14 protein-coding genes are annotated in these 16932 nt (G+C 62.5%); 7 read left to right on the top strand and 7 right to left on the bottom strand.

Features of this window, described 5'->3' with window-relative positions:
* Positions 1-46: 46 nt before the first annotated feature.
* Together A4R35_RS12415 and A4R35_RS12410 are read right to left on the bottom strand one after the other, a co-directional pair.
* Positions 47-1048 (bottom strand): hypothetical protein, encoded by a 1002-nt coding sequence (locus tag A4R35_RS12415; protein WP_112429813.1) that lies wholly within the window; start codon positions 1046-1048, stop codon positions 47-49.
* A 214-nt stretch (positions 1049-1262) separates the two neighbouring features.
* On the bottom strand, positions 1263-1835 hold the full coding sequence (locus tag A4R35_RS12410; protein WP_112429811.1) for a TetR/AcrR family transcriptional regulator: 573 nt from the start codon (positions 1833-1835) through the stop codon (positions 1263-1265).
* Positions 1836-2097: 262 nt separating this feature from the next.
* On the opposite strand from A4R35_RS12410, the gene A4R35_RS12405 reads away from it, so the two are divergent.
* Positions 2098-3423, top strand: a complete 1326-nt coding sequence (locus tag A4R35_RS12405; protein ID WP_112429809.1) for a cytochrome P450 — start codon at positions 2098-2100, stop codon at positions 3421-3423.
* Here the strand turns inward: A4R35_RS12405 and A4R35_RS12400 are convergent.
* Together A4R35_RS12400 and A4R35_RS12395 are read right to left on the bottom strand one after the other, a co-directional pair.
* Entirely contained in the window at positions 3420-4883 is a 1464-nt protein-coding gene (locus A4R35_RS12400) for a glycoside hydrolase family 57 protein (RefSeq protein WP_146747208.1), read from the bottom strand. The genes A4R35_RS12405 and A4R35_RS12400 overlap by 4 nt on opposite strands.
* Before the next feature lie 11 nt (positions 4884-4894).
* Positions 4895-6208, bottom strand: a complete 1314-nt coding sequence (locus A4R35_RS12395; protein ID WP_189361731.1) for a glycosyltransferase family 4 protein — start codon at positions 6206-6208, stop codon at positions 4895-4897.
* A gap of 1000 nt (positions 6209-7208) precedes the next feature.
* Between A4R35_RS12395 and A4R35_RS12390 the strand changes: the two genes are divergently transcribed.
* Positions 7209-8069 (top strand): serine/threonine-protein kinase, encoded by an 861-nt coding sequence (locus A4R35_RS12390; protein ID WP_112429805.1) that lies wholly within the window; start codon positions 7209-7211, stop codon positions 8067-8069.
* A 160-nt stretch (positions 8070-8229) separates the two neighbouring features.
* Here the strand turns inward: A4R35_RS12390 and A4R35_RS12385 are convergent, their stop codons facing one another.
* Positions 8230-9081 carry a PIG-L family deacetylase gene (locus tag A4R35_RS12385; protein ID WP_112429803.1) on the bottom strand — a complete coding sequence of 284 codons (852 nt, stop codon included), beginning with the start codon at positions 9079-9081 and terminating at the stop codon, positions 8230-8232.
* 443 nt (positions 9082-9524) lie between these two features.
* Here A4R35_RS12385 and A4R35_RS12380 point away from each other — a divergent pair, with 443 nt between their 5' ends.
* The 3 genes from A4R35_RS12380 (at position 9525) to A4R35_RS12370 (ending at position 12603) form a co-directional block, all read left to right on the top strand.
* Positions 9525-10334, top strand: coding sequence for a phosphate signaling complex PhoU family protein (locus A4R35_RS12380; protein WP_112429801.1), 810 nt, complete (start codon positions 9525-9527; stop codon positions 10332-10334).
* Positions 10335-10572: 238 nt separating this feature from the next.
* Positions 10573-11160, top strand: coding sequence for a beta-class carbonic anhydrase (locus tag A4R35_RS12375; protein WP_112429799.1), 588 nt, complete (start codon positions 10573-10575; stop codon positions 11158-11160).
* A gap of 261 nt (positions 11161-11421) precedes the next feature.
* On the top strand, positions 11422-12603 hold the full coding sequence (locus A4R35_RS12370; RefSeq protein WP_189361729.1) for a HEAT repeat domain-containing protein: 1182 nt from the start codon (positions 11422-11424) through the stop codon (positions 12601-12603).
* On the opposite strand, the gene A4R35_RS12365 is transcribed toward A4R35_RS12370, so the two are convergent.
* On the bottom strand, positions 12590-13024 hold the full coding sequence (locus A4R35_RS12365; RefSeq protein WP_112429794.1) for a 6-carboxytetrahydropterin synthase: 435 nt from the start codon (positions 13022-13024) through the stop codon (positions 12590-12592). The two genes, A4R35_RS12370 and A4R35_RS12365, sit on opposite strands and share 14 nt — an antisense overlap.
* A 155-nt stretch (positions 13025-13179) precedes the next feature.
* A complete protein-coding gene (locus A4R35_RS12360) occupies positions 13180-13893 on the bottom strand; it encodes an SDR family NAD(P)-dependent oxidoreductase (protein WP_112429792.1) in 714 nt (237 codons plus the stop codon).
* A 260-nt stretch (positions 13894-14153) separates the two neighbouring features.
* Between A4R35_RS12360 and A4R35_RS12355 the strand changes: the two genes are divergently transcribed.
* Positions 14154-15419: a glycosyltransferase family 4 protein gene (locus A4R35_RS12355; RefSeq protein WP_112429790.1), complete on the top strand. Its 1266-nt coding sequence runs from the start codon at positions 14154-14156 to the stop codon at positions 15417-15419.
* 180 nt (positions 15420-15599) lie between these two features.
* Positions 15600-16865: a DUF4388 domain-containing protein gene (locus tag A4R35_RS12350; RefSeq protein WP_112429788.1), complete on the top strand. Its 1266-nt coding sequence runs from the start codon at positions 15600-15602 to the stop codon at positions 16863-16865.
* Positions 16866-16932 lie beyond the last annotated feature (67 nt).

The following is a 16932-nucleotide window of genomic DNA, read 5'->3' as shown; positions in this document are numbered from 1 at the left end:
TGCCGCTCATATTAAGATAAAGAGCATGGCTGAGATCCGCTCAGCTTCAGCTGGCTGATAGCTGAGCGCCTGTCTCGCTAGTGCTGCCCCCTAGCAGCTCACTGGCCTGCCAGGCGCTGAGGCTGAGGCGCAGCGCCGCGAGAATAGCCTGCTGGGTTGGCGTCGTCGCCTGGAGCGAGCTACCTGGCGGCTGACTGGAGAAGCCCACATAGAGCAGCGTGCGGGCCAGGCTAAGTGCCTCATAGTAGTTGGCAGTGGCCAGAGCCTCTAAGAGCACAGGCAGAGAGAATTGCAGGCGCCGGCGCGGCAGCAGGCGCAGCAGATCGCTGCTGTCAGCGACGACACTGTTGCGCGCCCAGGGCAGGGCGTCGTAGTCGCTAGCAATGGCCTGGGGACTGGCGATTGCTCTGACGAGCAGATGCGCAGCGCGCTGAGGAGCCTTGGCGCGCAGCAGGCGCGTCAGCGCGCTGGCGGCCCCCAGGCGAACGATGGGAGCCTCGTGAGCCTTGAGCAGGGCTGACAGGCGGGAGCGCACAGACGACTGATCGCCAGCCAGCTGGGCCAGGGCGAAAGCCAGCGCGGCCCGGGTGCGGGCCTCCTCTTCCTCTTCCAGGCGGCGTAGAAGGAGGGGCAGCAGCTGCTTGCGCCCCTCGGGGAGCCAGGAACTCAGATAGAGGCTATGCAGGCGCAGCTGAGGCTCGCTGGCTGTCACTAGCTCCAGATAGAGGGGCAGGCCCTGTAACAGGGCGCGGCGCAGGCTCTCTTGCGCGCTGGTCCTACCCGCCGCACTCGACAGCGTTGACCGCTCGCGGGCCAGCCCGGCCAGCAGCAACACGAGCGCGGCCCGATCCGGCAGCTCCGGTTGACGCAGCAAGTTCAACAGGGCCGCCGCAATGCTTGCTTTGTCTTCGTCCGACCAGTCGCCCTTAAAAAGCTGATAGAGGATAACGCTACGGTGCGGCAGATCATTCCAGGCTAGCTGCTGGACCAGAGAAAGTGGCGCCGCGAGCGCCCCGGCTTCGCTTGGTATTCTTTTCTTGCTCTTCATGGTGGGCTAAAGCTTTCGCATGGTGGGCCGTCTTCGAAGCCACCTGTCCAGCCCCTGGCCGGCAGAACAGGCGCCATGTCTCGAACATATTTTCAGGGTCTCCCTCCTTATTCTCACGCCGCCCAGCCAAAACGGAGAGCGTAAAAAGAGCTAGAAAGGTTGGAATTCTCAAGAGGAGCTAATCGGGTAAGGAAGTGCCGATAGTGGTAATTGGTCAGGCAGGGTCGGTGATGAAAGCGGAGGTCAGCGTCGGTTGCACGATTAGTTGACGGTAGATGTCTCCCATGTGCTCAGGAGAATAGGGCATATCATGCTCGATCCACCACTGGATGAGGGCAATGGACGAGGCGACCAGGTGGTGAGCGGCAATTTCTGCGGGCACCGGGCTGTCCGGACGTGGCTTGTTCTGGCGCAGGACGTTTTCGCTACCGCGCTGAATCACATGCTGGACAAGCGAGGCTGGCCCACGGCTCCCCAACAAGACCCGCACTACTGCGCTATGGTCCGCCACGTAGCGAAAGATGAGCTGACCGACTGCCGCCGGCTCCTGGCCCGGCTGTTGCCCAAACAAGATCTCCAGTAACTCGTTAATGACTACATCTGCTACATCACGCAGCAATTCATCCTTATCTCGATAATGACGGAAAAAAGTAGCATAGCCGATATCTGCGCGCTCGGTGATGTCACGAATGGTGATGGCATCGTAGCCTTTCTCGGCAATCAAAGCCAGCAGTGCCTGGGCCAGCAAGTTCTGCGTGCGCTTCACACGCCGATCCCGGACGTGCATGCTCGGATGTGCTCCTCCCCCGGTAAAAAGAACTGCTCGCCGCGCCTTAACCAGCAAACGGCAGAGCTTGCCGCCTATACCGTGCTATTATAGCACGTCCGGCTAGAAGGCGCGCACCTGCTCTCACCGGCAGGCTGGCCTCTCGCCTCCCTCTTAGATTTGATATCATCAATATACTATGATATATTGTATATCATAAGGAGCGGAGGTCAGTGATCAGTTTCATCGAGTAGAGGTCCAGAGACGAGAGGAGAGGCCAACCATGGAGAACAGTATTACAGCACCGGAGCGAGAGCCAGTGTCAGCGGAGCAGAGGGCCTGGAGGCCCTGGGGAGAGGAGCAAAAGACGGCGCCTTGTTTAGAGAGAGCCGAACCGGCACTTGAGTGTGACCAGACGGGGGTCTGGCACGTACGCGCCTTCAAAGAGGCCAGAGCCATTCTACGCAGTAATGCCGTACGTCAGGCTGGTTTTAATGCCGAAGTATTGACGCGGCTACCTCGTCTGATGCGTCTGCCGTTGCTCTTCAGCGATGGTCAGGAGCATCAGCACCAGCGGCGGCAGGCGGCCCGCTTTTTCGCGCCGCGCGTCGTCAGCGAGCAGTATCGGAAGCTCATGGAGGCCGTGAGCGAGGAGCTCATTGAGAAGCTACGACGGCGGAGGAAGGTCGACCTGAGTCGGCTGACGCTGGAGATGGCTGTGCGCGTTGCTGCCGAGGTAGTCGGTTTAACCGACAGCCTACTCCCGGGCATGGCGCGCCGGTTGGAAGCCTTCTTTCGCTATCCCATTGAGCGTCTCAGTCCTGACCCACGGACCTGGCTCAATTTTCTCGGCCTGCAGTGGGCGGTTCTACGCTTCTACTGGCTGGACGTGCGCCCGGCGGTGCGGGCGCGGCGCCGGCAGCCGCGCCAGGACGTCATCTCTCACCTGTTGGCCCAGGGCTATAGTCCGCGGGAGATTCTGACGGAATGCGTCACCTATGGCGCCGCTGGCATGATTACCACGCGCGAGTTTATTAGCGTGGCCGCCTGGCATCTGCTGGAGCAGCCAGCCCTGCGCCAGCGCTTTTTACAGGCTCCGGAGGAGGAGCGCCTCTCCCTGCTAGAGGAGGTGCTCCGCCTGGAGCCTGTAGTGGGCCACCTCTATCGTCGAACCAGCCGGGAGCTGATCCTCGCCGGCCCCGCTGGGGAGGAGCAGGCCCGTATTCCGGCGGGGGCCTTGATTGACCTGCACATTTATGCCATCAACGCTGATGAGCGTGTTGTAGGAGCGCGACCACGGCGGCTCTGTCCGGGGCGGCCCTTGCATGAAGAGCGCGTTGCCCCCTCGCTTATGGGGTTTGGTGACGGCGCGCACCGCTGTCCCGGAGCGCCCATTGCCCTGCAGGAAAGCGACATCTTCCTGCGGCGCCTGCTGGCCCTGCCGGGACTGCGCCTTGAGCGTCCGCCGCGGCTGCACTGGAACGAGCTGATCTGTGGCTACGAACTGCGCGATTTCATCGTCTCACGAGACGAAGAAGGCGACTTCCGGTCTCGGGTGGAGAGGGAGAGGGCGGCGACTGGTGTGGCCACGGCGCCCCGAGAGCCTTAAGCCTTCTGCAGCACGTAGCCGGCCTCCAACAAAGCGGGCCCCTGGTCCTGACCTGGTGTGCCAGCGGGGCGTGTGCGCGCGCTGCGGGCGGTGCTGGACCGCGCCAGACGGGCGCGCAGACGCTCCTGGCGCGCCACCGTCGTTGGCAAATATGGCTCCATCGCCCGGATGGCGTTGAGATAGACCTGCTGCTGCTCCCGAATCACGCCATCCGGTCCCAGCTCCCACCACTCGCGTGGCGTAAAGTAAGCCGAGACCTCCGCCTCGGGGCCGCTGCGTCCAAACCACTGGATCAGATGCAGATTATCGGACTGGGCCAACCAGATAGCCAGATCGAGCAGCTCTGGATTCTCCGTCAGGCGCGCCATGCCGTAGACCTGGCCCATGAGCTGAAAAATCGTCTGCTGGGCGCTATTGCCCAGGAAGAACTCCATGCCGCCGCTGCCGGCCCAGGTTGTCGGATAGACCGGTAAGGGGAGATGATAGGCGCGCTGCTGGAAGCGGGCGATCAGCTCGCTGGGCGTGCGCGTCTGCACGCCACGGCGGGCCAGCTCGGCGGGCAGGGCGCGCATAAACTCGAAGATGCCGCTATCGACGCGATGGTGCTCGCCGAAGGTCTCATAGTCCCATCCGAGGAGCAGGAAATCGCCCCAGGTATGGGCCAGCCAGTCGGCGTAAGTATCGGCATAGAGCGGGTAGCCCGACCACGAGCGATTAGAGAAGCGGTAGCCCACATCGTCGCTCAGATCGAGATGACGGGCCAGCAGATAGGGACCGCGCTCGCGATCGCCCACAACCGCATTGCGGCTGCGATGATTGCCGCTGCTACGCCGGCCTGGGGCCGTCGGCGGACGGTAGGCTTGGGGAGGCAGCGCGTAGGGCTGCTCCTCGGTGTAGTGGTAGAGATGGGTGCTCTCGCGCCAACCCAGGACCCAGGGGCGGCCATCCATCAAGGCCCCGCGGAAGCCGGCCAGGTCCAGCGCATGATAAATCGTCACCGACATGCACATCTCGGTCGTGTCGGTGACCTGCGGGCGCTTCCCAAAGATGCGCTCGATCTCGTCGGCCATCCATTGCATGCGGGCGATGAAGGCCGGCAGGTCAAGCAAGAACAGGAAGCTGTGGTACGGCTCCACGCCGATAATCTCCACATTCTCATGCGCTACCAGTTCGCGGAAAAGGTCCAGCAGGGCGGGGTCCCAGGCTTCGGCCTGGCGCAGGAACGAGAGCGAGAAGCCGATCGAGAAATGGAGGCCCTGACGCACCAGGTCCAGAAACAGGCGTGTGGCCGGGTAGTAGCAGTAGGTGGCCACCTTACGAAAGTAGCGCTCGTTCATGCGCTCATCGAAGAGGCAGCGCACGATATCCTCGATCGAGGCACCCCGCGGAATTGGCTGCGCGGGCAGCTTGAGACGGCGCGGCTGATGCACCACGGTATAGATGGCAAGCTCAGCAACCATAACCCGAACCCCTACTTCAGCACGATATTCTGTTTCCGTGCCAGAAACTCCAGCTTACTGATGAGATTTTCAATGACCTGGTCCCAGAGGAATTGCTCAGCCGTGCGGAAGCCCGCGCAGCGGATGCGCTCCTGCTCCTCGGGATGGCGTCCCAGATGGAGCAGATAGCCGACGATCTCGTCGGGATCATCGGTCTCGGTCACAATGGCGTTCTCAAAGGAGATGGCATAGTCCTCGCCGGTGCAGCCGGTAACGGCGATGCCGCGGGCGGCCATCACCTCCAGGGCTACCAGGCCGAATGGCTCGTGACCGCTGTTGGCGAGGGTGGCATCGGCGGCGTGGTAGATGCTGCGCACGAACTCCTCGGGCAGGAAGAAGCGGAGATTGTAGATGTCGGCAGGGCCGGCGTTGGCAACCGCCTCGATGCACTGCTCCAGAGTGGGACGCTGGGCGATGACATCGCGAATGACCAGGCCACGATGATAGGCATGGCTGAGCACCTCGGCCCCATGCGGCTCGATGCCGCCGCGGACAAAGAGAGTCACAGGGTGGCCACTGTGTTTGAGACGGGCGACCGCTTCGATGGCCATCATCCAGCGCTTATCGGGATCGAAGCGCCCAATCTTGAAGAGGAAGAGACGCCGTGAGTCGCCCTGGCGGGCGATCTCACGCAGACGAGTGGCGATGGCCGGATCGACCGGGGCCAGGTGGCGGGCCGGGATGCCGTTGGGGATCACCAGGGGGTTGACGCCCAGCTCCCACATCTTGTGCTTCATGTACTTGCTGACCGTACAGAGCGTGGTCACATAGCTCAGGCGGCCCCAGTTGATACGGTGCAGCGACATCAGACTGTTGAGGTTCCAGAGCATCAAGACACGCTGGCGGATGCCAAACCAGTGAAGCAAATCAGAAATGCGACACATCACCTCGGCGGTATGCCAGTCTTCGCCCATGATCACCACCAGCTTCCCCTGTTCGACCGCCGGGCGGGCGATGTTCTCGTAGATGTGCTGGGGAACGCTCTCGTTATAGTCGTAGAGCTTTTGCTCCTCACCATCATAGACGCCGTTGGGATAGTATTTGCTGACCCACTGCGACCAGCGCTTGAGGATCAAACGACCATCGACACGGTGCTCCACCGGGGGCTTGTAGGGATCGCCGATGAAGATGAGGTGAGTGGTATAGCCCTGGGTAGCCAGGGCCTCGCTCAGCTCGGTGACCCGTGTACCCAGGCCGCCGGCGGTCGAGTAGACGTCTGGCCCCTCAAAGCATAACAGCACAAAGAGTGTGTTCTCTGGCGAGATAGCTCCCTCTAGTTCAATCATAGCTGGTCTGTCCTTGTTATGTTCTGTTCTAGCTAGTAAGAAGAAGGACTGGACTAAATTTGAGCCTTTTGGCTTGCTCTCGCTTCCCATCACCTTGCTAAGAGGCTGGTCTGCTGGCCAGTCCGGCCAGGGCAACATGGGCAGACAGCAGACCAGGCCATGACCAAAGCGGTCGGTCGATCGGTCGATCTGTGACAACTGGTGCAACTGACCCTGCTGGCGCTATAGATGTGCGCTCAGTTTCCTCTCTCCTGATCTGCCAGCTCTGTCGACCAGCCGACCTGTGGGCGATGAGCAGAGAGAGCGACGACCGCCGTTGCGTTGCTGCTCGCCTGGCCCGCAGGGCAAGGAGACGAGCACGAGAAGCCTTCGGTTGGTCTTCCATTGCGATCCCGTGCGTGGTCGGGCGCGATGAGCGGCTTTGCAGTGCTATGCCTGGCGCACGTGCACGACATGAATGGGTGGGCGCGTGCGCCTGCGTGCATGTATGAATCGTCTATGAGTGGAATGACTGCGGCTGTGTGTCGTCGACACTCCTTCCTTGGGCTGTCGTCGCTGGTCCGTCGGAGGGAGAGGCGAGGCTCTCCTCGGGTTGCACCACTGTCTACCCTAGCTGCGGGCCGATGGGAAGAGACGGCGTCTTTGCTCAAGCTTGCCTTGCGTCTGGCCTAGAAGCGGGCAGTGCTGGAAACATCGCCTCTGCTCATGTCTAGTATACCATCTCCTCTGCAACAGCAATCGGCCAATCCTCTCATGGTCTTAGCCCTCTCCACTTGACGGCGGCGACGGCTCACTGGGAAAAGCTTTGGCTCTGAGATGGCACTGACGTCCTTTTAATAGTGGAGGCACTGATCGATCAGCTCTGGATTGTGCTTCACTTATGGTGAACAGCCATTTATGCTTTTCGGGTAGGAAGGCTCTACAGAAGCACAGTTATCAAGTAGTGTACTTTCTGAGGGGCGATGAATGAGGTGCCGTCACAGCTCAGGAGAGCGAAGGAATGATGCATGTGAAAGAAAGTGCTGACGAGAGTGAACTTGAGCCTGGGACACGGCTTGGCAACTATTCTCTGATCCGTCAGCTGGGGGAAGGAGGGATGGCGCGCGTCTACCTGGCGCGTCAGATCTACATTGAACGTCTGGTTGCCATCAAAGTGCTGCGTCTGCGGGCCTCGGGCCAGGAGGCTGAAGAGCTACGGCGTGAGGCCAGTCTCCTGGCCAGGTTGCCGGCTCATCCTCACATTGTGCAGATCTACGAGTTTGGCTTTGCTGGTCCTGTGCCCTATCTGGTGATGGAGTATGCTCCCTACGGCAGCATGCGCAGCTACTGTGGAGGGGGGGTCTGTCTCTTGCCGCGCGAGGCCTGTCACTATCTGCTGCAAGCGGCGGCGGCCCTGCAGACGGTGCACAATTATGGGCTGGTGCATCAGGATGTCAAACCTGACAATCTGTTACTGGCCAGACCGAACCATCTGCTGCTGAGTGACTTTGGCATTGCGGCCTCGTTGCGTCTGGCGCGTCTGAGAGCGAGCCGGACACTGGTCGGCACTGCGGCCTACATGGCTCCTGAGCAGTTCGAGGGGCGGCCCAGCATGGCCAGTGATCAGTACGCCCTGGCGGTAGTCCTGTACGAGTGGCTCTGCGGGACGCCGCCCCTGGTTGGCTCATTTATTGAGCTACAGCAGTTCCATCAGCGCAGAATACCGCTCCCTGCGCCACGGGAGCATGTGCCTGCTCTGCCGCCGGCCATTGAGCCGGTGCTGGAGCGGGCCCTGGCGCGCGAACCGCGGCAACGCTATCCCAGCATCTGGGCCTTTGCCAGGGCCTGTGAGCGGGCCTTGCTGGGAAAGAGATCGGGGTGACGACCGCGATATGCGCTAGCCGACGCGGTGCCGTGACCAGCCTGGCTCTGGCTAGCTGTTGCCAGGCTGGGCTGCGGGGGGCCGGTCGGTTCCGGCCAGACCAGGCCAGTCCAGTCCAGGAAGGGAAAAGAAGGCGCAGGCGCCGGGCCGGGACTGGTTGTTAGCTCTGGATGTGGGCAAAGAGATCATTTTCGCCCGGCAGGTCGGGGCCGACGCGTGTGGCGGCGAGCTGGTAGCACTCGTACCCCCGCCAGCGGCGCTGGATCTCCTGGGGGATGCGGGCCATGATCCCCACGGTTCCGAGCTGTGTCCGATGGCAGGCCCAAGCGCGGTCTTTGAGGTCTAGCACCGAAGACACATCGAGAGCGACGCTGATCTGCTCATCGGGAATGCCGAGCTGGTCGAGGTCGCTGCCGCGCAGAGCGGTCCCCTCCAGAGAAAGATCTTGCTCTTTGAGCCATGCGGCCAGGGCCTGGATGCCGCTCCGTGGGAAGCCGGTATAATAGAGCTTTGAGACGGCGTGCGCCGGCCCTAGCTCGGGGTATTGGGCCTCGTCAGCGGCGGCGTAGAAGGCGCCAGTGGCGTAGCGGTAGATGGCGATATGGTCGGGATGGCCGTAGCCGCCGGTTTCGTCGAAGGTCACCATGACCTGGGGGCGGAAGGCGCGGATAATGGCGACCAGCTTGCCGATAACATCGGCAGGAGGAGCCTGGATGAAGGCGCGCGGATCATTGTTGTCTGGCGTGCCCGCCATGCCTGAGTCGCGGTAGTCGAGAAACCAGAGGTGCCGAATGCCAAGGACGTCGGCGGCGGCGCGCAGCTCTTGTTCGCGCACCTGGCCGAGGTTCTCCGGCGTGGCGAGGACAGGGTCAGCGATTTCCCCTACTTCTCCCCGCGTGGCACAGACCAGCCCGGTCTCAACGCCTGCCTGACCGTAAAGGATGAAGGCGCCGCTCATGCTCCCTTCGTCGTCGGGGTGGGCGAAGACGCCCAGCAGTCGCCGTGTTGCCATGTTCTCTCTATCCCCTTTGTACGAGCTAGCTGCGTGGAACCTGCTCTACTCTAGCACCGCTGCCGCCTGCTGTCAATTGGAGGCAGCGATCCGCTGTCTGGCCAGCTGCAATGCTTTTCGCCTATCCCTAAAGGTTAGAGGAGGAGATTGCAATAATACTCTATCTTTTCGGAGAAAAATGTGGTACACTGGACGGGGTGAGGGCTTGCGGCCATCGCTGCCTACTCTTATGCTGTCAGATGGCCGGTCGGGTCCGGCGGCAGCAGGGAAGCGCGGATCGCAAGGCGGCAGGTCTTGGCCAGCTCGGGCGCTTGCTCGTTGGCTAGCTAGCTAGCTGGCTGGCTGGCTGGTCTGGTAGGCTCATCCATTCTGGTTGCTTGCTGCCTGCTTAGTTGCCTGCCTGCTTTTTTAGGCGAGCTGACTTTGTGCAAGGAGAGAGATTGATGACGCGAACGTTGCTAGATAAAGAGCTACAGGAGTTGGATCAGCAGATCAATCAGCTTGGCGCGATGGTTGATGAGGCGCTCAAGAACGCGCTCGATGCCTTGCGGACAGGAGACCAGGCGCGCTCGGGCATGGTCATAGAGGCGGATGCGCGTGTCGATAGCTTGCGTGCCGCTATCGAGGAGCATACGATCCGGCTACTGACCCTCCAGCAGCCGCTAGCAGGGATGGACCTGCGCTATCTGACGGCGGCTCTCTCGATCGCCGGTGATCTGGAGCGCATTGGGGATGGGGCGGCGGGCATTGCCACGATCATTCTACGTATGATGCCGCTGCGAGCGGAGGCCGCCTCGCAGGTGGAGGTAGATAGCCATCTGGCTGACGGTGACTCTGGCAATGGTCCTGGACCGGCTCAGGTGGCAGGGCGGCAGGAGCATCATCGCGGCGTCAGCGAGGCCTCGATTATGCAGGGCATTCTTGACCTGGGCCAGGAGGCGCGACGGGTGCTGCAGGGCACGATGCAGGCTTTTGCGCAGCGCGATGCGGCGGCGGCCCGCCATCTCTGGCAAGAGGATGACGTGGTCGATGTGCGCTATCATCTGGTGCGCCATGATCTGATGGCTATGCTGGCGGGGGCGCAGGCGATTCCCGCGCTGCAGAGCGACCCGCGCATTCTGCAGCGCGCGACGTACTTGCTCTGGATTGCCCACAAGCTGGAGCGCGTTGCCGATCACTGCACCAATATCTGTGAGCGCATCGTCTTCATTGTCGAAGGCGAGGCGGCAATTGCTGAGCGCGAGCAGGAGTGAGCTGGCTAACAAACCGGCTCTGGCGGGAAGAGTGGATCGGGCAGGCTCCAGCGGGGCCTGCTCGTTGCACGTCTCGGACGACTGTGCTACACTGAGACTCATCCATCCATCCATTCGCTCACTTACTGACCTGCCTGCCTGGCCTTGCGAGGGAGGGGCGGACGTACTGAGTGGGCGGCGCTGGCGTTTGTGGAGGTACTGGCCTGCAGAGCAGAAATATTGGCGAGAGAGGCATAGTATGCTGGATGAGGTTCTGGAGCATAATCAGCGCTTTGTGGCCGAGCATCAATTGTCGCCGCTGAGCCATTTGCCCCGGCGGCGGACGGCGGTGGTGACCTGTATGGACTGCCGTTTGGTGGGCCTGCTGGAGCAGGCGCTGGGGCTGGAGCGCGGCGATGTGGTTGAGCTGCGCACGGCGGGGGCGACGGTGGCCGTGCCTGGACGTGAGGGGGAGGGAGTCAACAGCGATTTGGTCCGCTCGTTGGCGGGAGCGATCTATTTACTTGGCGTGCGTGAGGTACTGGTAATCGGCCATACAAACTGTGGTCTGGCCCATGTCGATCCGGCGGCCTTGACTGGCTCGATGCAGGCGCTGGGGGTGGAGCCGCAGGATCTGATTGAGCGCTATGGTCTGGGTGACCAGGCCGGTCTGGTGCGCTGGCTGGGGGCCTTCTCCCAGGTGGAGGAGAATGTGCGCGAGGTCGTGCACTTTATTCGCAACAGCCCTTTCCTGCCCAGGTTGCCGGTACATGGCCTGGTGATCGACGTGGTCAGCGGCAAGCTGGAGCTGGTCGACCGCGACACGCGCCCGGGGCTTGCCAGCTAGAGCTGGTGCAGCTGTCTACTGAGGGATAAAGGATCGCTGGCGTGGCTGGCGCTTTTGTCGGGTCACGCCGCCCCAGACCCTGGTGCGGCTCCGCAACTGATGCGTCGGGCATAGTGGGCCAGGGGGAGCGGGGTGAAGGGAAGCGGCGCGGTTGGCAACTGTGGTCTGTACGACAGCTCGAAAATCTGCTATAGTGGGAGACACCTCCAGGTTGATAGTCAGGTAGCGTTTCTAGCTTTTGTGACCAGGATGGCAGAAGCGTTGAAAGACAGAGATGCTTCGCCGGAACCAGGCGCTCAAGAGAAAGTTCAGCCGGGTTATCTTGGCCCGACGCCTCCGCCCGGTCGCCCGCCGGCCAAAGGGCAACGTATCTATGTAGAGCGACCGGAGCAGTTGCTCGACGCTGTCGAGATCTTACGCACGGCCCCCATCATTGGAGTCGATGCCGAGTTTGTCCAGGGTCGCTCGCGGCTCCTGGGCGAGAATGGTCCTTCTCATCGCCTGGCTCTGCTGCAGTTGGCGATCGATGGCCAGTGCTTTGTGATCGATGCCTGGCGCCTCGCTGATCTCTCCCCTCTGGCGGTGGTCACCGAGAATGCGGAGATCAGTATTCTGCTGCATGGGGCAGGGGCTGATCTGCACGTGATGGCCGAGCGCGGTCTGAATGTGGCGCACTATTTTGATCTGGAGGCCGCAAGCCGCTCGATCTTCGGCCAGAACGAGTCGTCACTGGCGGCGATGTTGCAGCGGGCCTTTGGCATCCATCTTGATAAGAGCCTGCAGCGCACCGATTGGGCGAGGCGTCCGCTGCCGCCGGCGATGGTGGCCTATGCGGCGCGGGACGCTGAGATGACGCTGGCTCTCTACTACTGGCTCGATGAGCACTATCACGATATCCTGGTGCTTCATGAGTATGTTGGCGAGCTGGAACCAGTCGCCGACTGGATTGAGCCGTTTCTGCGCGGATCGTCGTCACTGCCTGCCGAGCTGGCGGTAGCCGAGGCGCGCGCGAAGGGGCTATTGAGCGAGGAGCAGATCTACGCCGATTGCCGCGCTGCCCTACTGAGCCTGCGCCATCCCATGCGCCGCAGCCGGCTCCTGCGCCTGATTGCCGATCTCTCGCTGACTGGCCTGGCGCCCGAGCTGCAAGCCTTGCTCAAGGCGCCAACATCCGATGAACGCGCCGCCGCCGCGCGAGCTTTGGGCCGCTTGGGGCACCAGAGCAGCCGCGAGGCGATCCGCTCCCTGTTGCAGGACCCTGTCTACGATGTGCGCAAGGCTGCGCAATCTGCCCTGCGTACCCTCAATTCTTCTCCTCGCCCGCTGACCGCGCAGCCGACCCGCCTCACCGATGGCGCCCGCAGTTGGACGATCGGCGAGAGCGACGATGCGGCCAGCGACAGCGATTGGAAGGCCCGCCTCCGCTCACTTATGGATGAGTGAGTGGGTGGCGCTCGCCTCGATAGCTGGCGCTGTTGTTATCGGTCTCGATGAGCCTGACCTCGTAGAGCAGGCCCGGCGGAAGGGCCGCCTCCAGCCGCTCCCAGAACTTGATGACCAGGTTCTCTGTGGTGGGAATGCTCTCGCGCAGCCAGGGCACGTCGTAGTTGAGATGGCGATGGTCGACCTGGTCAACAATTTCGCGGTGCATGATCTCGCGCAACTCGGCCAGGTTCATCAGCATGCCCGTGTGTGGGTCCGGTTCGCCACGCAGGGTAACCTCCAGGGTATAGTTATGCCCGTGCCCGTTGGGATTGGCGCATTTGCCGTAAAGTTCCCAGTTTTCACGCTCGCTGAGGGCCTCGCTCCAGAGTCGATGCGAGGCGCTGAAGCTGGCGCGACGTGTTAAGTAGACCGTTGCCATAGTCCCGTCTTGTCTCCCGTCTTGTCCACTCACTGGTCGACTGCTGGTAGATGATGGACGGCCATCTACCTGTCGGCTCGTCTCTTGTGACTGGTTCTCCTGACTCTCCTGGCCCCTCCCCCCTCCCGGCTGACTGACCCGCTCAGCTCGCTTGCCTAGGCGTTGCTGTAGATCTCCAGGTTGGTGCCGCTGAGCAGGCGCCCGCTGTCGTCGGCCAGGAAAAGCAGGATCTCGGCCATGTCCTGTGCGCTCATGCCGGGCTTGAGATGCGGCGCAGCCTGGCGCAGCATGTCGGTGTCAACTGCCCCTGGGCTGACGGCGCAGACACGGATGTTGTGGGCTTTTCCTTCCAGGGCCAGGATCTCGGTCAGGCTGGCGACACCTGCTTTGGAGACGTTGTAGGCGCTCAGGCCAGGGAATTTTTCGACGCCCTTGACCCCCGAGAGCGATGAGATGTTGATGATGACGCCCTGGCCCTGCTCTGCCATCAGGCGGAAGGCTTCCCGACAGCACAGAAAGGTACCGCGCAGGTTGACGGCCAGAACGCGATCCCAGGTGGCCGTGTCCATTTCGCGAAAGGAGCGCACGGCCACGATGCCAGCGCTGTTGATGAGAATGTCAACGCGCCCGTAGTGGGCGCGGGCCTGCTGAAAGAGGTGCTCGACATCTTCTTCGCGAGCAACGTCTCCTGCGATGGCAAGAACCCGGCCCCCCTGGCGCTCGACGAGGGCGCGCGTCTCGTCGAGATGCTCTGGTGTGCGGCTGAACAGGACAAGAGAGGCTCCCTCACGCGCGAAGCGCTCGGCGGTGGCGCGCCCAATGCCCCGGCCTGCTCCGGTGATGACGGCGACACGATCTTTGATGCTCATGTTCGGAATTATAGCAAAGGTGGGCAGGCTTTTTCATGATCTCCCGCTGTGACGCTGCCGATCCGGCGAGAGCTGGGGAGCGCGCCGCCAGAAAGGGGGATTTGACAGCGACCAGGCTTGTGGCGCACAATGCTCCTGATGAGGGCGAGCGCGCGGGGAGGGACGGCTGAGGCTGGGCGCGACAGGGGTGGGGGGGGGCCTTGTGAGCTGAGGTGGTGAGACTTGCTCTCGTTCTGGAGGAGGCGAAGGTAGCGAAGACGATGCGACTGGCGCTGATTGCTCCCTGGGTGGTGGTGCCACCGATCATCGGTGGGCTACAGATCCGCTTTTATCAGCTTCAGTCTCTGCTGGCGCGCCTGGCAGGTGCGCAGGGACTGGCCGTCTGGGACCTGCGTGAGGGCGGCCCGGTCTCGTTGGAGGAGCCGCCGCGCTCCGATCCGCGGCGTCCCGAGCTGGCGGCTTTTGTGCCACCGCATGGTGTCCGGGCACTGGGGCTGCGCCTGCGCCATCTGTGGCCGGGCTATGTGGCTCCCTCGCTGGCTGACCAGCGTCGACGCTTGCTGGACTGGCTGGCGCAGCAGCAGGCGACGCATGTCGTGCTGGTCCATCCCTATGCCAGCGAGCTGGCGCCAATGCTGAAACGACGTGGGCTGCAGGTCTTTATCGATTGCCATAATGTTGAAAGCGAGCTGGCGCTGCAGCTGGCGGAGCTGGCCGGCTCAGCGCGCGAGGCAGAGGAGGCACGCCTGCGCCATCTGGTCTTTCGTCGGCGTGAGCGCCGCTGCTTCCCGGCTGCCGATGAGGTCTGGCTGCCGTCGGAGGAAGATGTCTGCCGTCAGCGGCAGGTGTGTGGAGCTGGTGCAGAGCTGCGGCTGCGCGTCGTGCCGAACGCTCTCGATTTGCGTCAATACGAGCCGCCGCGGGCGCTGGAGGCTGCCGGGGCTGGAGCTGAAGCCGAAACCGAAGCGGAGGAGATGCTGGATATCGTCTATCCGGCGGAGTTCGGCTATGGTCCCAATGTGGAGGCGGCGGTCTTGCTGAGCGAGCGCATTCTGCCCGCCGTGCGTCGTCGTTGCCCACGGGCGCGCCTCGTGCTGGTTGGGCGCGATCGCTATGGGCTGGTGGCCTGTCTGCGCCGTGAGCCGGAGGTCGTTGTCACGGATACCGTTCCTGATGTGCGCCCGTATCTGGCGCGGGCGGCGGTTGTGCCGGTGCCGCTGCGGCATGGTTCGGGCACCCGCTACAAGATCCTGGAGGCGCTGGCGCTGGAGCGGGCCGTGGTCACAACGCCGCGCGGTGCTGAGGGCCTGGCCCTGCGCGATGGTGAGCATGTGCTTGTGCGCGAGCCAGGGGACTTCGCTGAGGCCATCGTGACTCTGCTGCGCGATCGGCGACTGGCGCGTCAGCTTGGGCGCAACGGGCGGCGCCTGGTGGAAGAGCGCTATTCCTGGGAGGCGCTTGAACCACTGCTGCGCGCGGCACTGGAGGGAAGCGGGCGGACGTCAAGGCAGAGCGGTGCTTGTTGAAATGACTTGGCATCTGTTATAATGCATCAAGTGTACTCTCCGCAGCATCGAGCGGAGATCGGAGCGCCGAGGCACGGGCTGGCTAGCTGACAGAGAGACGGACAAACGGACAGACAGGCCTGGCCGCGTGTGACGAATAGGACAGGTGGCGAGGAGGCAAGTCCCATTCGAGGGAGAACTATGACGACGAATACCAGACTCTTGCAGGGGTCGCTGAGAGATTTCGGGCTGGTTGAAATTCTGCAGATGATGGAGCTGGGGTCGGCGACGGGTGCCTTGCACTTGAAGCACGAGCAGGGGCGGGTCGGTATTCTCTATTTCAGCGATGGCAAGATTGCCAACTGCTCTGAGCTTGATTCTTGCGCGCTGACCCTGGGCGATGTGCTCCAGCAATTGGGGATGGCCACCTATCAGGAGGTGGAGTTAGCCTTTAACCAGCAGCTGCAGGACGCTTTCGGGCGCCGCATCGGCGAGCGCCTGATTGCCATGCGCGTCATTAATGAGCAGCAGCTCTACGAGGCCCTGCGTACGAAGGCCCTCTGGACGGCGCGCGAGCTGGCCCTCTGGCGTGAAGGCACCTATGAGTTCATTACCAGTCCCAAAAAGCAGGCTTTTCTGCCCTATGGAGAGCAGTCGCTCGACCTGGAGATCGTGCGCGTGACGATGGAGATGGTGCGCTATGCGGATGAGTGGGAGCAGCTCAAGCTCTATCTGCCCAACGGCATGCGCACCGTGCTCCAGCTGGTGCCAGCGATCCCCTATCCGCTCAGCTTCAACGGGCGGGTGATCGAGGTGCTGCAGCGGGTGGCGATCCATCGCTGGGTGCGCAAGGTTGCCACCGGCCTGCGCCGGCCCGAGCTGGAGGTGGCGCGCGACCTGGCGGCGCTCGTGCAGCAGCGGCTGATTGTTCCTCTGGCCGAGGAGCCGCATCCACCCTCACGCGGCGCGCGGACGGTCCGCCTGCCTGGCCCCGCCGAACGGATGCGCATGGAGAGCTTCGAGCTGCTGAATCTGATCAGCCGTATGGAGCAGGATTGGTATAAGCGCAAGAGTCCGGTCGAGCAGTTGCCGGCCCTGGTGCACTATATTAACTGGACGATGGAGGCCCTGGCCGAGACCTGCCGCGCCAATGGGACCGATCTGGACCCCAATACGCTGGAGGCCCTGCTCACGCGCGAGCATCTGCGCTATATGGGGAACTATAAGTTCATTATCCAGAATAATCGCATCGATGTGGAGAATTTCACGGCCCTCTGCCATGAGGTGCTCCACGGTGATCTGCAGCGCTCCAAGGAGTTCTACGAGGAAGCGCTCTCGGTGCTCTCGCGCATCTTGCGCGTAATCTTTGAGACGATTAACTCACGCGTGGCCTCGCTCTACGAACGGCTGGAGAATCAAGAGGTCTGGGAAGCCTTCTTCTCGCTCTTTGAGCCGCCTCAGAACTGAGCCTGAACCGCGCTGGCCTGGAGAAGAGAGCGGCGGAGGAGGGCAGCGGCGCGGCGGATCAGGCGCT

The organism is Thermogemmatispora tikiterensis, from assembly GCF_003268475.1.
Taxonomy (GTDB): domain Bacteria; phylum Chloroflexota; class Ktedonobacteria; order Ktedonobacterales; family Ktedonobacteraceae; genus Thermogemmatispora; species Thermogemmatispora tikiterensis.
This window is presented reverse-complemented; position numbering and strand designations above follow the sequence as displayed.

Excerpts from the sequence above, each read along its gene's own strand:
- A4R35_RS12415 (WP_112429813.1), bottom strand. The coding sequence starts at position 1,048 with ATGAAGAGCAAGAAAAGAATACCAAGCGAAGCCGGGGCGCTCGCGGCG.
- A4R35_RS12410 (WP_112429811.1), bottom strand. The coding sequence starts at position 1,835 with ATGCACGTCCGGGATCGGCGTGTGAAGCGCACGCAGAACTTGCTGGCC.
- A4R35_RS12405 (WP_112429809.1), top strand. The coding sequence starts at position 2,098 with ATGGAGAACAGTATTACAGCACCGGAGCGAGAGCCAGTGTCAGCGGAG.
- A4R35_RS12400 (WP_146747208.1), bottom strand. The coding sequence starts at position 4,883 with ATGGTTGCTGAGCTTGCCATCTATACCGTGGTGCATCAGCCGCGCCGT.
- A4R35_RS12395 (WP_189361731.1), bottom strand. The coding sequence starts at position 6,208 with ATGATTGAACTAGAGGGAGCTATCTCGCCAGAGAACACACTCTTTGTG.
- A4R35_RS12390 (WP_112429805.1), top strand. The coding sequence starts at position 7,209 with ATGATGCATGTGAAAGAAAGTGCTGACGAGAGTGAACTTGAGCCTGGG.
- A4R35_RS12385 (WP_112429803.1), bottom strand. The coding sequence starts at position 9,081 with ATGGCAACACGGCGACTGCTGGGCGTCTTCGCCCACCCCGACGACGAA.
- A4R35_RS12380 (WP_112429801.1), top strand. The coding sequence starts at position 9,525 with ATGACGCGAACGTTGCTAGATAAAGAGCTACAGGAGTTGGATCAGCAG.
- A4R35_RS12375 (WP_112429799.1), top strand. The coding sequence starts at position 10,573 with ATGCTGGATGAGGTTCTGGAGCATAATCAGCGCTTTGTGGCCGAGCAT.
- A4R35_RS12365 (WP_112429794.1), bottom strand. The coding sequence starts at position 13,024 with ATGGCAACGGTCTACTTAACACGTCGCGCCAGCTTCAGCGCCTCGCAT.
- A4R35_RS12360 (WP_112429792.1), bottom strand. The coding sequence starts at position 13,893 with ATGAGCATCAAAGATCGTGTCGCCGTCATCACCGGAGCAGGCCGGGGC.
- A4R35_RS12355 (WP_112429790.1), top strand. The coding sequence starts at position 14,154 with ATGCGACTGGCGCTGATTGCTCCCTGGGTGGTGGTGCCACCGATCATC.
- A4R35_RS12350 (WP_112429788.1), top strand. The coding sequence starts at position 15,600 with ATGACGACGAATACCAGACTCTTGCAGGGGTCGCTGAGAGATTTCGGG.